Annotated in this window: 11 protein-coding genes; 3 read left to right on the forward strand and 8 right to left on the reverse strand. The window is 71.7% G+C overall.

From position 1 onward, the window contains the following. Positions 1-101 precede the first annotated feature (101 nt). The 3 genes from D7X96_RS17820 to D7X96_RS17830 form a co-directional block, all read right to left on the reverse strand. Positions 102-2,201 (reverse strand): ATP-binding protein, encoded by a 2,100-nt coding sequence (locus D7X96_RS17820; RefSeq protein WP_120547320.1) that lies wholly within the window; start codon positions 2,199-2,201, stop codon positions 102-104. Between the two features lie 152 nt (positions 2,202-2,353). Further along, the gene (locus D7X96_RS17825) at positions 2,354-3,022 is read right to left on the reverse strand and encodes an acyltransferase (protein ID WP_120547279.1); all 669 of its coding nucleotides are present in this window, start codon (positions 3,020-3,022) and stop codon (positions 2,354-2,356) included. A gap of 27 nt (positions 3,023-3,049) precedes the next feature. Continuing rightward, on the reverse strand, positions 3,050-4,810 hold the full coding sequence (locus tag D7X96_RS17830) for a histone deacetylase family protein (RefSeq protein WP_121770264.1): 1,761 nt from the start codon (positions 4,808-4,810) through the stop codon (positions 3,050-3,052). Positions 4,811-5,456: 646 nt separating this feature from the next. Here D7X96_RS17830 and D7X96_RS17840 point away from each other — a divergent pair. Further along, positions 5,457-6,818, forward strand: a complete 1,362-nt coding sequence (locus D7X96_RS17840; protein WP_158626595.1) for an eCIS core domain-containing protein — start codon at positions 5,457-5,459, stop codon at positions 6,816-6,818. An 18-nt stretch (positions 6,819-6,836) separates the two neighbouring features. Here D7X96_RS17840 and D7X96_RS17845 read toward each other — a convergent pair whose 3' ends face one another. From D7X96_RS17845 to D7X96_RS17860, 4 genes are all read right to left on the reverse strand, one after another. Then, positions 6,837-7,988, reverse strand: coding sequence for a hypothetical protein (locus tag D7X96_RS17845; protein WP_147442669.1), 1,152 nt, complete (start codon positions 7,986-7,988; stop codon positions 6,837-6,839). Between the two features lie 170 nt (positions 7,989-8,158). After that, entirely contained in the window at positions 8,159-8,887 is a 729-nt protein-coding gene (locus D7X96_RS17850) for a phosphatase PAP2 family protein (protein WP_121770266.1), read from the reverse strand. 81 nt (positions 8,888-8,968) lie between these two features. Beyond that, entirely contained in the window at positions 8,969-9,406 is a 438-nt protein-coding gene (locus D7X96_RS17855) for an ExbD/TolR family protein (protein WP_120547274.1), read from the reverse strand. An 11-nt stretch (positions 9,407-9,417) separates the two neighbouring features. Further along, the gene (locus D7X96_RS17860; protein ID WP_121723251.1) at positions 9,418-9,831 is read right to left on the reverse strand and encodes an ExbD/TolR family protein; all 414 of its coding nucleotides are present in this window, start codon (positions 9,829-9,831) and stop codon (positions 9,418-9,420) included. 407 nt (positions 9,832-10,238) lie between these two features. Between D7X96_RS17860 and D7X96_RS17865 the strand changes: the two genes are divergently transcribed. Continuing rightward, positions 10,239-11,645: an NAD-dependent succinate-semialdehyde dehydrogenase gene (locus tag D7X96_RS17865; RefSeq protein WP_121770267.1), complete on the forward strand. Its 1,407-nt coding sequence runs from the start codon at positions 10,239-10,241 to the stop codon at positions 11,643-11,645. Between the two features lie 10 nt (positions 11,646-11,655). Here D7X96_RS17865 and D7X96_RS17870 read toward each other — a convergent pair whose 3' ends face one another. Then, entirely contained in the window at positions 11,656-12,780 is a 1,125-nt protein-coding gene (locus D7X96_RS17870) for a hypothetical protein (protein ID WP_120547271.1), read from the reverse strand. A 147-nt stretch (positions 12,781-12,927) separates the two neighbouring features. On the opposite strand from D7X96_RS17870, the gene D7X96_RS17875 reads away from it, so the two are divergent. Continuing rightward, positions 12,928-13,902, forward strand: a complete 975-nt coding sequence (locus D7X96_RS17875; RefSeq protein ID WP_121770280.1) for a COX15/CtaA family protein — start codon at positions 12,928-12,930, stop codon at positions 13,900-13,902. Positions 13,903-13,905 lie beyond the last annotated feature (3 nt).

The raw sequence follows: 13,905 nt of genomic DNA on the forward strand, positions 1-13,905 counted from the left end.
CGCTCCACACTCGAACACGGGAGCGCGGCGGATTCAGTCCAGTTCGCGGCAGCGGACGGGCAGCGCGCTGCTTCGCACGCACGCGGAATGCGGGCTTTGGCTCAGGCGACGCGTGCGGCCCGCGCGGCGGCGTGCAGGGTGACGCGGAAGGTGGCGCCGTGGCCCGGCGTGGACTCCGCCGCGATGGTGCCGCCCAGCGCGCGCACGATGGTGTCGCAGATGGACAGGCCCAGGCCGGTGCCCTGGCCCGGCGCCTTGGTGGTGAAGAAGGGGTCGAAGATGCGGCGCAGCAGCTCCGGCGCGATGCCCCGGCCCGTGTCGCGCACCTCCACCACGACCCGGCCGTCGTCGTCCATGCGGCTGATGAGGCGGATTTCGTGCGCGTCCGTGAAGCCCTCCGGAATCGCGTGCGCGGCGTTGATGACCAGGTTCAGGAACACCTGGAACAGCTTGCCCTCGTTGGCGCGCACCGTCGGCACGGCGCCGTACTGCTTCACCAGCCGGGCGCGCGGCCGGATTTCACTGGCCGCCATCTGCGCGACGGAGTCCAGCACGCGGTGCAGGTCCACCGCCTCCTCGTGCGCGTCGTCCACGCGGGAGAAGACCTTGAGCTGGCGGACGATCTGGCGCATCCGCTCGGAGCCTTCCCGCGCGTCGTCCAGCACCTGCTGGTACTCCAGCAGCTCCTCGGTGCCCAGGGGGCGGGGCATGGGGCCCAGCGCGCGGTGCAGGAACTCCAGGTTGGACAGCACGTAGGACAGCGGGTTGTTCAGCTCGTGCGCGATGCCCGCGGCCAGCATGCCCATGGAGGCGAGCCGGTCCCCCAGCATGAGCTGCGCCTGCATGTGCTTGCGCTCGGTGAAGTCGCGCGCCACCGTCACGCGCGCGGGCACGCCGTCGAAGAGCACGCCCAGCGTCACCAGGTCCGCGCTCACCACCTGCCCGTCGCGGCGCACCAGCGGCACTTCATGCGAGCGGGCCGCCAGCGCCCCGTCCTGCGCCTCCTCCAGGTGGCGGCGCGCCACCTCCTGGTCCTCGCGCCGCACCAGGCCCAACAGGTGCCGGCCCAGCAGCTCCGCGGGGTCCTGGTAGCCCAGGTAGTTGGCCATGGCCGGGTTCACCGACAGGAGCATGCCGTCCGTGGTGTGCACCACCACGGGGTCCGGGAACCCTTCGATGAGCAGGTGGAAGCCGGCCTCCGTGCGGCGCAGCGCCGTCTCCGTGCGCATGCGCAGCGCGTCCGTGGTGTGCTGCTCCAGCGCCAGCGACAGCGCGCCGGCCGCGCCGGAGAGCAGCTTCACCTCCACGTGTGACCAGGGCCGCGCGTCGTCGCAGTTGTCGAAGCCGATGAAGCCGAACGGCTCGCCGTGCACCACCAGGGGCAGCACCAGCAGCGAGCGGATGCCCTGCGCCAGGAGCACGGGCGCGTTGTCCGCGCCGAAGTCCTCCGGCGCGCCCTGCACGGCCTCGCCCCGGTGCAGCTGCTGCAGCTGGGGCAGCGTGAAGGCCTGGTCCACGGGCCACGCCTGCGTGTCCGGGTTGTCCAGCTCGCGCGAGATGCCGGGCGCGCACCACTCCGCGCGCTGGGACTGGAGGATGCGTCCGGAGCCGTCGCGGTGGAACTCGAAGACGTAGGCGCGGCTGGCGCCCGCGACGCGGCCCAGCGGATCCAGGATGGAGTTGTACAAATCCCCGGAGGCCTCCGGCGCCAGCAGCCGCCGCTGCACCTCCACCATGGCGCCCAGGTAGCGCTCGCGCGTGGCGGCGGCGTCCTCCGCCAGGCGGCGCGGGGTGACGTCCACCAGCGTACCCAGCACGCCCCCCAGGTGCTCCGGATCCGCGGTGGCGGACAGCTCCACCCAGCGCGGCTGCGTGCCGCCGGACATCCGCAGCTCCAGCCGCGTGGGCGCGTCCGTGCGCGCGGAGGCCGTGCGCGACAGCAGCGCCCGCGCCTGGTCCCGGTCCTCCGGATGGAACAGCTCCACCAGCGCGCGGCCCGTCCACGCGTGCACGGGGGCTCCGACCAGGCGCTCCCACGCGGGGCTCGCCAGGACGAGCCGGCCCGCGGCGTCCAGTTCGAAGAGCACCTCGCGCAGCAGTGAGCCGGCGCGCTGGAAGCGGCGCGTGTCCACGAGGTCGCTCGCGACGGATGACTGCCCCAGGGCAGTGGCGCTCCCCGTCTCGCGTTGCTCCTGCGACACCGCGGCCTCCTTCATCACGGATGAAACGGAATGAAACCTGGATTGAAGGAAAACCCACCCCGTGCGTCCGGGCTGAAGCCCTCTCTCCGTCTCACCGCGGCCTGAAGCATAGGGCGCGCGAATGTTTCAAAGTCAATGGACCCACCCGGGACTCAAGGGTTTCCCTCTGTATCAGGAGGCTCCCAGCCCCCGGGGATTCCAGAACGTGGACGTTGACGGCGGTCCCCCAGCAGGCGTGCAGGCACGCCGCCGACGATGGCCCACGGAGGCACGTCGCGCGTGACGACGGCGCCCATCCCAATCACCGCGTGGTCGCCCACGGTGACGCCGTCGGTGATGCCCGCGTTGGCGCCCACCCAGACGTCCTGGCCGATCACGATGCCCCTGGACGTGACGGGCTGTTCGCGCACGGGGCGGTCCGGCGCGAGCCCGTGGTCGAAGGCGTAGAGCGTGGCGCCGGTGGCGATGCGGCTGCCCTCGCCGATGCGGATCCCGCACGCGCCGCCATCCAGGCTCACGCGCGCGTTGAGGCTGACGCGAGGCCCCAGCACCACGGGCCCGTGCACGAAGGCGTCCGCGCCAATGCTGCACCCCGGCCCGATGCGCACCGTGCGGCCGGGCTCCGCGAAGATGCGCGCCTCCGGGGCGATGAAGCAGCCTTCGGCGATTTCGACGGTCTCCAGCGCGCGCAGGCGGTCCTGCACCTCGCGCTGCCAGGCCTCCGCCCACTCGCGGTGGCGCGGCTTCAGGCTGAAGTAGAGCCACGGCATCCACGACAGCCGCAGCTTGTGTTGTTCACGGCGTTGCGCGTCCAGGTCCACGCCGTCCTGACTACCACGGGTGTGGCTTCAGCCGGACGCGGGCTCCACGCTGAAGAGGCAGCGCTCGCGCTCCTGCGCCACGGCCTCCTCGTCCAGGGGCACGGGGGACTGGCGGCAGAGCAGGTCGTCCGGCTCCCACGGGTACGGCTGGCCGTTCAGGCGCACGCGCCCTTCGGCCACCGCGCGCGTGGCCTCCACGAGCGACAGCCCGGACAGGTCCCGCATCAGCGCCTCGAAGCGGCCCTGGCGCTCTGGCGTGGAGAAGTGGAAGCGGCCGCGCGCGACGACGGCCAGGTGGTACCACATGGGCCGGAAGGCCACGCCCGCGAGGCCCAGGCGCTGCGCCATGGTGAGCAGCACCTCCGTCGTCTCGCGCGACAGGCCCAGGCCGGGCACCTCCTGGCCGGGCAGCTGCGGGCGCTTGTCGCTGAAGCGCGCGCGCGGGTGGCGCAGGGACAGCCAGTTGGCGAAGAGGAAGGTCTCGCCCTGGAGGACCTTCTTCTCCAGCACGGAGTCCGACAGCAGGTGCTCGCGGCCGCCCGCGTGGCCCAGCACCATGATGCGGTCGCCGGTGCCGCCGGTGGAGGCCACCTGCACGCGCAGGCGGCTGTAGCCCAGGCGCTCCACGTACGACAGCAGGCCGTAGCGGAAGAGGGCGTACTCGATGCCCTGCGCGGTGTAGTGGCCCAGCACGCGCGGCTGCACCTCCGGCCCCAGCCGCAGCGGGCCCTCCAGGTCCTCCAGCGAGAAGGGCTCCCACTCCGGCGCCTTGCCCGCGGTGCTGGCCGTCTCCGGATCCAACAGGTTCGCGATGCGCTGGAAGCGCGCGCTCAGCGGGTCATAGCGCGCGGTGATGCGCTGGTGGCCCAGCCCCGCGAGCACCAGCACGGTGCCCGCGAACAGCTTCCAGGACTCCGCGTGGTAGCCGCCGCCGGGCAGCCACACGCTGGCCCGGCCCCGCAGCGCCGCGGCGATGGCCACGTCGCGCTTGCGCGCGCCCTGAAGCGTGATGCCCACGCGACCGAAGCGGTCCCCGGACAGCACGTCCCCGCCCGCGATGACGAAGGTGATGTCGGAAGCGGGCATGCGCGCGAGCAGGTCCTTCACCTTCTGCACGTAGGTGACGTCGTCGCAGCCGTCCGGCACGCGCGTCTCATCCACGCCGGGGGGCAGCACGCCCCAGTCGCTGCCGGACACGGAGCCGATCCACGTCTTGGGCTGACCGGCGAGGCACGCGGCGGTGCCATCCGGCGGGTGCGCGTCCAGGTCCAGCACGGCCACGGAGCCGTCGAAGCCGGCGGCGCGCAGGTCCGCCACGGCCACGGCGATGTCGTTGACGGTGCAGAAGCCGCCGCCCTTGTCCGGGCGCGCGTGGTGGAAGCCACCGGCCATGTTGACCACGGGCCCCTGCCTCGCGAGCGCCAGCCGGGCCGCGCCCAGCGTGCCGCCGCACACGAGCCGCACGCTGTCCAGGAGCGCGTCCACGGGGACCTCCGACGGGTCGGTGGCGTAGATGCGCGCGAGGGTGGCGGGGTCGGAGAGGGATTCGAGGTAGCGGGCGTCATGCACGCGCGCCAGCTGCGCGTAGGACACGGGCACGGGGTGGCGCACGTCCGCGGCGCGCACCACGCCGGACTCCAGCAGGTACCAGGTGGTGAAGTCGGTGCCGCGCGGCTCGATGCCCACGGAGGACTCGATGCCGGAGAGGGGCAGGCGGTAGGACTCGTCGTAGAAGACGTGCACCCGGCCGCGGCCCAGGCCCAGCTTCCACAGCCACGCTTGAATCATCCGCGCCTCGCGGGCGGCTGGGGACGGTGGGCGTTCAGGGGAGGAAGGGACACGGGCGGTGGGGCGGACAGGGTGGAGTCCCCTTCATCCTGCGAGGGGACCGTCGGCGCAAGGCTCATTCCACGGGGCGCTGGGCCTCCTCTCGCAGGGCGGGGCGGCGACGGTGACGAACAGCGCCCACGCAAGCCCGGCCACCCAGCCGCCGAGCACGTCCGTGGGGTGGTGCACGCCCCGATGTGCCGGTTGGGCAACAGCGGGACTGGACACGCGTGAGACATCTGAAACCCCTCTCACCTACACTCTCCGTGCGTGAGGCCATGGCATTCACTCGGATGAGGGCCAGAACATGCGCGCGCGAGTCCAGCAGGCTGCCGCACGGTCAACGGGAGAGCGGTCCAGGACTGGCCATTCTCCATCGTTCATCGCGACTCCCCGTGTGTCGGGGATGGCATTGGAGGGCGAGGTACTTCATGTGCCACCTGCCTCCTCGCGAGGCTTCGACTTCGGGAGCATCCCCCTGTTCCCACCGGCACTGGCAGGGACTCGCGTCCTTCAGGCGAAGTGTGCCTGCGGCGAACGAGCGGGTGGCGGCACGTGCACGACCTGCGCGAAGGACGAGCAGCTCCAGCGAAGCGGTACCGGAGCCGTGACTGGCATTGGCGCGGGAGGCGCCCTCTTCAGTGGGCTGGTGCCTGAGATTGCCCAGTCCAGCGGCACGCCGCTACCCGCGGAGCATCAAGCACGCGCCGAGCGCGTCTTCCAGGCCGGGTTCGATGACGTGCGCATCCACACCAGCGGTCCCGCGGCCCAGGCCGCGCGGAGGCTGTCCGCGCGGGCGTTCACCATCGCGCGCGACGTGTACTTCGGCACTGGCCACTACATGCCGCATACCGACGCGGGACTGCGGCTGCTGGGACATGAGCTCGCCCACGTGGTGCAGCAGCGGCGGGGGCTGTCGGCGGAGTCGCTCGGAGTCGCGGGGGACGCGTATGAGCGTGAAGCAGACAGGGCCGGTGCAGCCTTCGCGCGAGGCGAGCCCATGCGCATCGCTTCGGCGCCCGGCTCGGAGCGCGGAGTCCAGCGCAGCGAGGACCCGGGTGCCCAGGCGGAGGCGGTGGGGACGGAGGACTCGCCGTACGGCCTCCCCTTCCTCGGTGAGGCCCACTCGCCTCAGGAGCTGCGCGAGCTGCTCGTGCGGCTGCGTGCGGAGGCAGGAGGCCCGCTGACGCTCATGGACGAGTCCTTCGCCATGGAGGGGCCGGTCCCCGCCGAGCCGGCTGGGAGCAGGCCGGACCCGGTCGCGAAGGGCTTCGCTCTCGAGCGCCCCTTGCAGACCGCCTCCCTGGGAAAGCCCCTCCAGCGCGCCATTGTCGCCGGATGCAACGTGCCAGGCGTTTCCGCCAACGTCATCGGCATCGCCGCGCACCGGCAAATGCAGGCGAGCTGCCGGCTCACGTCCCCCGGCTGCCGGGGCGAGGTGCGCATTCCCGGGGGCGGCTACGCGGACCTCGTGCGGAACCACATCCCGGCGCTGACCGAAATCGGGGAGATCAAACCCGCTTCGTGGCTTGGCCGGGGGCTGACGGCCCTCGCCGCGGCGCAGCTCGCCAGCTACATCGCCGCCTACAATATGGCCTATCCGGGGCCCGGCGCGGTCCCGATGTGGTCCTTCCGCTTCTCGCCCGCACCGTTCCTGTTGAATCCCTCGCAGCAGCTGAGCGCATTCGGGCCGGCGGCAGGGCTCTACTTCTATCGTTGCACGGGCGGCACCCGGCGACGGGTGCGCGTTCCCGTGCGGGTTCCCGTGCGTGTCCCCGTCCCGGTTCCCGTACCCACGCCCACCCCTGCACCGGCCCCTTCCAGCGGGCCAGATGGGAGGGACGTGGTGAGGGGCGTGGCCGCCGCCGGGGCTGGCATCGGGATTGGCTACCTCATCTATCGGGGCGTGCGGATGATTCCCTCCCTCTTCTTCCCGCCGTCCATTCCCCTCAACCTCGCCATTCCGTGAGCAGGAGGAGGGCAGGACTCAGCGCGCCACGCGCAGCCGCATCGTCCAGGAGGTCTGTCCCGCTTCCGGGTTCTGCATGGGGACCAGTCCGATGTGCAGCTCGCCGCGCCCCGCGCGCGCCGCGCTGGCGGAGATACTCACCTGGACGCGGGTCGCCGCCCAAAGGCTCACAGCCTGCTCCGCGCTGGTGGACGCCCTGAAGGCGGCGGCAGGGTCCGCATGGCCTTCGGGGAGGAGCGTATCGGAGAAGTGCGCCTCCCACACCCACTGCTCCCCGATGCGCGACGCCGAGAGTGGAGCCTCCTGCTCACGCCCATCCTCTGGGGCCCCGAGCGTCAGCGCGGCGACGCCGGGCGTCACCAGTCCGTCCTCCAAGGCCTGGCCGAAGAGGACGATGCTCAGTCCCCTCAGCGCGCCACCTGTGTTGTGGGCCACCGCGGAGAGGGTGAGCTGCTCCCCCACGCGGGCGTTCAGCGACGGCCCCACGCCGCCCTCGTGTCCGAGCGCGGGCAAGCGAGTGGAAGGGGCCGTCACCGGGGACGCCGCGGGACGGAGCGCCAGCACCGTGCAGCCCGCGCGCACCGCGTCTGGCAGTGAGCGGAAGCCCACCGTCACCCGGTCGGAGTCCCACCCCAGCAGCGGCGCGAGTCGGCCCAGGATTTCACTGGCGCCCTGCCGGGTGGGCGGTGCATCCCAAGCAGCCCGGAGCAGGTCCGGTGCTCCGGAGACGAGCAACTCCCGCCAGGCCTCGGGCCTTCCCGCGAGCCGGCCCGTCCGCCGGGAGGGGATGGGTTTGCCGGTGAAGTATCCCGGCCAGTTGCGGAACCGGTCGACGACAGGGCCCTCCTTCGCGAGCCACAGGTCCAGCACGTCGCTGTCGTGAACGCGCACGCCCACCACCGCGCTTGGAAGCACCGAGGACAACAGCAAAGCACCGGCCTCCAGCATCGCGTCATCCTGGCCCTCCGTGGCCTCGTCGTAGACCGCGAGCCAGGGGCCTTGCGACGCGGGAGCGACGCACCAACGGCGGGTGACCGGCACTCCGGGCCCGGCCTCCACCAGCCCGAGCCCCACCAACCGCTCCCGGAGGCCTGACAGCAATCGCTCGCGCGCGACTCCCGGGGAGAGCCCGCCCGTATGCACCTGGAAGTTGGTGAAGAAGGCGCCCATGAGCCAACCGTGAAAGTGGGACCAGTATGTCCCGAAGCGCGATTTCCCCCCATCACACCCGGGGGAGAGAACACACCGCTGCCCGCTTACGAACATCCCGGTTGAATGTGCCGCCGCGTTCTTCGGATTTCACACTCCATCCGCAGCCGAGGCACCTTGCGGCGCAAGGCTCATTCCACGGGGCGCTGGGCCTCCTCGCGCAGGGCGGGGCTGCGGCGGCGCACGGTGCGGGCGGCGACGGTGACGAACAGCGCCCACGCAAGCCCGGCCACCCAGCCACCGAGCACGTCCGTGGGGTAGTGCACGCCCAGGTACACGCGGGTGCAGCCCACGAGCACGGAGAGGATGAGGGCGACGGAGAGCAGGTAGACCTTCACGCGGCGGTGCTCCGCGAACTGGGCCAGCAGCGCGCCGAGCGTGAGGTAGGTGATGGCGGACAGCATGGCGTGTCCACTGGGGAAGCTGGTGGACAGGGTCTCGGTGAGGTGGGGCACCACCGAGGGGCGCGGGCGGTGGAACAGGTTCTTGAGCGCCGCGTTGAGGATCCACCCTCCGACAATGGAGGACAGGACGAAGAGGCTGGTGCGGTAGCGGCGAGCCACCAGCAGGAAGCCGCACACGGCCGCGGTGAGGATCGCCAGGACGGGGAAGCCGCCCAGGGACGTCACGTCGCGAGCGGTCTCCGAAAGCCACCAGGGGCCCCGGGGCATCGCGGGGTCCTCCTCGCGGCGCAGGGAGCGGACGATGCGCTCGTCGATGTCCTGCGTGTCGCCTTCATGCACCTCGTCCGACAGGACGACGAAGCCCAGGACGCACGCCACCACGAGCAGCAGCAGCCCCAGGGGCCGCGTCACCATCGCGTCCCAACCCGACACCCACCGCCATGGCCCTCGTGACATGGCCGTGACTTAAGACAGCGGGTGCGGGCTGGCCACGGGCTTTTCGCGGCGAGTGTCGGACAGGCTCCAGGCTCCAGGTTCTCAGGGGTTCTGGACGGACAGGGCCAGGGCTTCCGCGCCCGCGGCCTTCGCGCCGTCGAGGGCGCTGATGAGCCGCGTGTACGGGGCGCGGGCGTCCGGCTGGAAGAACAGGCCGCGCTGGCCCTTGGGACGGGCCTCCAGGAAGGTCCGCAGGCGGGGCACGAACTCCGCTTCGCTCACGGGTTCGCCTTCCAGCAGGAGCGTGCCGTCCGCGGTGAGCCGCACGAGCCCGGGGGCCAGCTCCCTGGAGGTGGGGGCGTCTTCGGCGGAGGCGGTCTGCATGGGCGGGAGCTGGAGCTGGAGCTCGCCGCGCAGGAGCGGGGTCATGACCATGAAGATGATCAACAGCACGAGGACCACGTCCACGAGGGGCGTGACGTTGATGTCGGCCTGGAGACCGGACTGGGGCTTCACGATGGCGGAGCGTCTGGCGTGCATGGCGGTCCTCCTCAGTTCTTCTTCATGGAGACACCCAGGGACACCTTCTGCGCGCCCGCGTCCCGTGACGGGTTCAGGACGCCCAGCACGTCGCCGCAGGTCAGCGTCTCATCCGCCTTGAGGAGCAGCTTGCGGTCGGGTTGGGCGCGCAGCTCCTGCTGGACGCGTTCCTTGAAGCTCGCGGCATCCGGGAAGACCTCCTGGCCGGCGGACAGGACCTTGTCGGCGGCGAGGAAGAAGACGAACGGTTCTGGCTTCTCATGCTGCTCACCCTCGGCGGCGGTGGGCAGGGCGACGTCCTTGTCCTCCTGGGCCAGCGGCGTCATGACCATGAAGATGATCAGCAGCACCAGCACCACGTCGACCAGCGGCGTGACGTTGATGTCCGACTTCACTCCGCCCCTGCCTCCCACGGCCATTCCCATGCAAAGCCTCCGCGCGAGCACCTGCGAGTCGGAAGCCATGGGACCACGGAGCCGGGCTGGCGTTGGCCTTGGGCAGTCAGTGGTTCGGTCATCGTTCGGTCACGGGTGGGCTCAGACGTCCTGATAGGCATAGGGCACGTCAGGGACATGGGGTCTTGCCCGGTGTCCGCCAGTGCTGGCTGAAGTTCATGGAGCGAACGCGCAAGGCGTCCACATCCACCGGGCGGCCCTCCACGACGTAGCTCGATGTGTTGGGTGGACCCGAGAAACGGGGCCGCCACTCGTTCTGATAGGCCATGATTCCTCTTCAGCGGCGTACGCCCCTGGACGCTCTGCTTCCGGGAGCATTGTCAGGGGAGTGTGGCCTGTTATCACCCGGTCACGTTCCCACCGGGAGGCACCCGCATATGGCCATCGCCACCATCAGCCCCACCACCGGCAAGACGCTGCGCACGTTCAATGTGCTCTCGTCCGAGGAGCTGGAGCGCAAGCTGCAAAAGGCCGCGGACACGTTCCGCTCCTACCGCGAGACGTCCTTCGCCGACCGCGCCCGCTGGATGCGCCGCGCCGCTGAAATCCTCGAGGTCGAGGCCGAACGCTTCGGCCGCATGATGACGGAGGAGATGGGCAAGCCCCTGGAGGCCGCCAAGGCCGAGTCCAGCAAGAGCGCCACCGCGTGCCGCTACTACGTCACCCGCGCGGAGAAGCTCCTGCGCGACACGCCCATCGACGTGGACGGCGACACCGCCTTCGTGCGCTACCAGCCCCTGGGCCCCGTCCTCGCCATCATGCCGTGGAACTTCCCCTTCTGGCAGGTCGTCCGCTTCGCCGCCCCCGCCCTCATGGCCGGCAACGTGGGCCTCCTCAAACACGCCAGCAACGTGCCCCAGTGCGCCATCGCGCTGGAGGAGATCTTCCGCACCGCCGGCTTCCCCGAAGGCGCCTTCCAATCCCTGTTCATCGAGACGTCGGAGGTGAACCGCGTCATCGAGGATCCGCGCGTGAAGGCCGTCACCCTCACCGGCAGCGAGGGCGCCGGCCGCGCCGTGGGCGCCGCCGCGGGCCGCGCCATCAAGAAGGTCGTCCTGGAGCTGGGCGGGAGCGACCCGTTCATCGTCATGCCCAGCGCGGACCTGGACAAGGCCGTGCACACCGCCGTGTCCGCGCGCCTCATCAACAACGGCCAGTCCTGCATCGCCGCCAAGCGCTTCATCGTCGCCGAGCCCATCGCCCAGGAGTTCGAACGCCGCTTCGTCGAACGCATGAAGACCATGGTGGTCGGTGACCCCATGGACCCGAAGACGGACGTCGGGCCGCTCGCCACGCCCGGCATCCTCGAAGGGCTGCACGCCCAGGTAGAGGAGAGCGTCAAGGCCGGCACCCGGCTGCTCCTGGGCGGCAAGCCCCAGGGCGGCCCCGGCAACTTCTACCCGCCCACCGTCCTGGCGGATCCGCCTCCCAAGGCCCCCGCCTTCCATGACGAGCTCTTCGGCCCCGTGGCCACGCTGCTGCGCGCCCGCGACCTGGAGCACGCCATCGAGCTGGCCAACGCGACGCCCTTCGGCCTGGGCGCCAGCGTCTGGACCCAGGACGCGAACGAGCAGCGCCGGCTCATCGACGGCATCGAGGCCGGCATGGTCTTCGTCAACGCGCTCGTCGCCTCCGACGCGCGCCTGCCCTTCGGCGGAGTGAAGCACTCCGGCCACGGCCGCGAGCTGGCCGACCTGGGCATCCGCGAGTTCGTCAACGCGAAGACCGTCCGCATCACCAGCGCGTCCGGCGCTCCGCCGCCGTCGAAGCACGCGGGCGAATAGCCTTCGCGCCTCAGCGCGTGCGCACCCTGCCGTCCATGGGTGCGCCGTGCACCTCTTCCAGCGCGGACGTCACCGCGTCCACCTCCGCGCCCAGCTGCTCCACGCTGTGCCTCAGGCCCGCGCCCGCCACGTCCGCGTCCGCCGCGTCCGCCGAGCGCACCCGCAGCACCTGCGCGTAGAGGTTCTCCAGCGTGTACGCCAGGCGCGTGAACTCGGCCTCCAGCCGGTCCGCCGCCTTGGTCAGCTCCGCGCGCTGGCGCACCTGTTCATCCAGCACCTGCAACGCCGCGCGCAGCCGGTCGCGCACCACCGCGTCCTCCTCCGACGCCCAGCGCGTCTCCAGCTTCTTGCGCTCGTCCGCCAGCCGCTGCACGTCCTCCGGCGGCGCCACCGTGCGCAGCTCGCGCTCGCGGCGGATGAGCTCATGGCAGCTCTTGCGCAGGTCCTGCACGGTGCGCTCCGGCGAGCGCACCATCTCCTGCAACACGCCCTTCCCCGCGCGCAGCTCCGCGAGCAGCTTCTCGCAGACGGCGTCCACCCGCGTCAGGCGCGGATCCGAGGGCGCTTCCGGCATCTTCACCTGTGGCAGCACCGGCGCGGGCGGCTCCTCCACGCGCGTCAGCAGCGGGTTGTTGGCCGGGCGCAGGTGCTTCGCGGCGCCCTTGAAGAACCCGAGCGCCACGAACACGAGCCACCAGTACTGGTTCGGCAGCCGCAGCACCGTGGCGATGCACGCCAGCGCGACGATGAGCATCCCCACGCCCACCACCGGGTTGCGCGAGGCCTCCTCCCGCGCCGCCCGCTCCGCGCGCTTCGCATCGCGGTGCGCCTGCTGCTGGGCGATGTACGCGTCGCGCTTGGCCTGCCGCTCCGCGCGGCGCAGGGCGTCCTTGGACTCACGCTCCCACTGCTTCTCCCAGCGCTGGCGCTCCCGCTCCGCGCCGCGCTCCCACTCCCGCTCCCAGCGGTCGCGCTCCTTGTCGGTGGGCAGGCGGCCCATCCGGCGCACCCAGGCTTCCAGGGCCGCGTCCTTGCGCGCGCGTCCCTCCTCGATGGCCGCCTCCAGCCGGCGCAGGCGCTCGGCCGCGTCGTGAGGGGGCGAGGAGGCAGGGGGCGCTTCGCGGTCTCGGGGCACGAGGTGACGCTAACAACTTCTCCGGGGGTTGGGGACTGTCGCGGGCCGCCCCATAAGCCCAGGTGTTGAGCCAGTGGCGCGCGGCGGGCAGGCGGACGCGGACGCGCGGTGGTCCGCTGTGAACGGATGCGGTACTGGGTGGGCACGATGACCCTTCCCACCGCCGCCACCCGCCGCTACCAGGGGTTCGCCCTGGGCGTGCTCCTCTACAGCCTGGGCGTCATCCTCTGGGGCGCGTTCGTGCGCGCCACCGGCTCCGGCGCGGGCTGCGGCGACCACTGGCCCGTCTGCAACGGCGAGGTGGTGCCGCGCGCGCCGTCCATCCAGACCCTCATCGAATACACGCACCGGCTCACCAGCGGCCTGGCCACGCTGCTCGCCGTGGCCCTCTACGTCTGGGGCCGCCGCGAGTTCCCCAAGGGCCACCCGGGCCGCAAGGCGGCGTTCTGGGCGCTGGTGTTCATGCTCACCGAAGGCCTGGTGGGCGCGGGCATCGTGCTCTTGAAGTACGTGGCGCAGGACGCGCGCCTGGGCCGCGCGGTGTGGATGGGCTTGCACCTGACCAACACCTTCCTCCTGGTGGGCGCGCAGACGCTGGTGGTGTGGGCGTCGAAGGGCCGCGCGCGCATGGTGCTGCGGGGCCAGGGCCCGGTGGGCGTGGTGCTGGGCGCGAGCATCCTCGGCATGCTGGTGCTGGGCATCAGCGGCGCGGTGGCCGCGCTGGGGGACACGCTGTTCCCCGCGACCAGCCTGGCGCACGGGTTCGAGCAGGACCTGTCGGAGGCGGCGCACGTGCTGCTGCGGCTGCGCGTGTTCCACCCCATCATCGCGGTGGCCATGGGCGCGCTGCTGGTGTTCGGCGGCCGCTGGGTGGCGCGGCTGCGGCCCTCGCCGGACGTGCGGCGCGCTTCCGCGCTGCTCACCGGCGTGTACGTCGCGCAGCTGGGCGCGGGCGTCGTGAACCTGGTGCTGCTGGCGCCCGTGGCGATGCAGCTGGTGCACCTGCTGCTCGCGGACTGCGTGTGGATGTGCGTGGTGCGGCTGTGCGCGGCGGGGCTCGCGGAGGACGCGCCTCGCCTGGAGCCCGTGGCCGAGCCCGCCTCCCGCGTGGAGCCGGTGTAGCGC

It is taken from the genome of Corallococcus interemptor, assembly GCF_003668875.1.
GTDB classification, from domain to species: domain Bacteria; phylum Myxococcota; class Myxococcia; order Myxococcales; family Myxococcaceae; genus Corallococcus; species Corallococcus interemptor.

Bases quoted from the DNA above. Each gene is read 5' to 3' on its own strand.
- D7X96_RS17830 (WP_121770264.1), bottom strand. From the start codon at position 4,810: ATGATTCAAGCGTGGCTGTGGAAGCTGGGCCTGGGCCGCGGCCGGGTG.
- D7X96_RS17845 (WP_147442669.1), bottom strand. From the start codon at position 7,988: ATGGGCGCCTTCTTCACCAACTTCCAGGTGCATACGGGCGGGCTCTCC.
- D7X96_RS17850 (WP_121770266.1), bottom strand. From the start codon at position 8,887: ATGTCACGAGGGCCATGGCGGTGGGTGTCGGGTTGGGACGCGATGGTG.
- D7X96_RS17855 (WP_120547274.1), bottom strand. From the start codon at position 9,406: ATGCACGCCAGACGCTCCGCCATCGTGAAGCCCCAGTCCGGTCTCCAG.
- D7X96_RS17860 (WP_121723251.1), bottom strand. From the start codon at position 9,831: ATGGGAATGGCCGTGGGAGGCAGGGGCGGAGTGAAGTCGGACATCAAC.
- D7X96_RS17865 (WP_121770267.1), top strand. From the start codon at position 10,239: ATGGCCATCGCCACCATCAGCCCCACCACCGGCAAGACGCTGCGCACG.
- D7X96_RS17875 (WP_121770280.1), top strand. From the start codon at position 12,928: ATGACCCTTCCCACCGCCGCCACCCGCCGCTACCAGGGGTTCGCCCTG.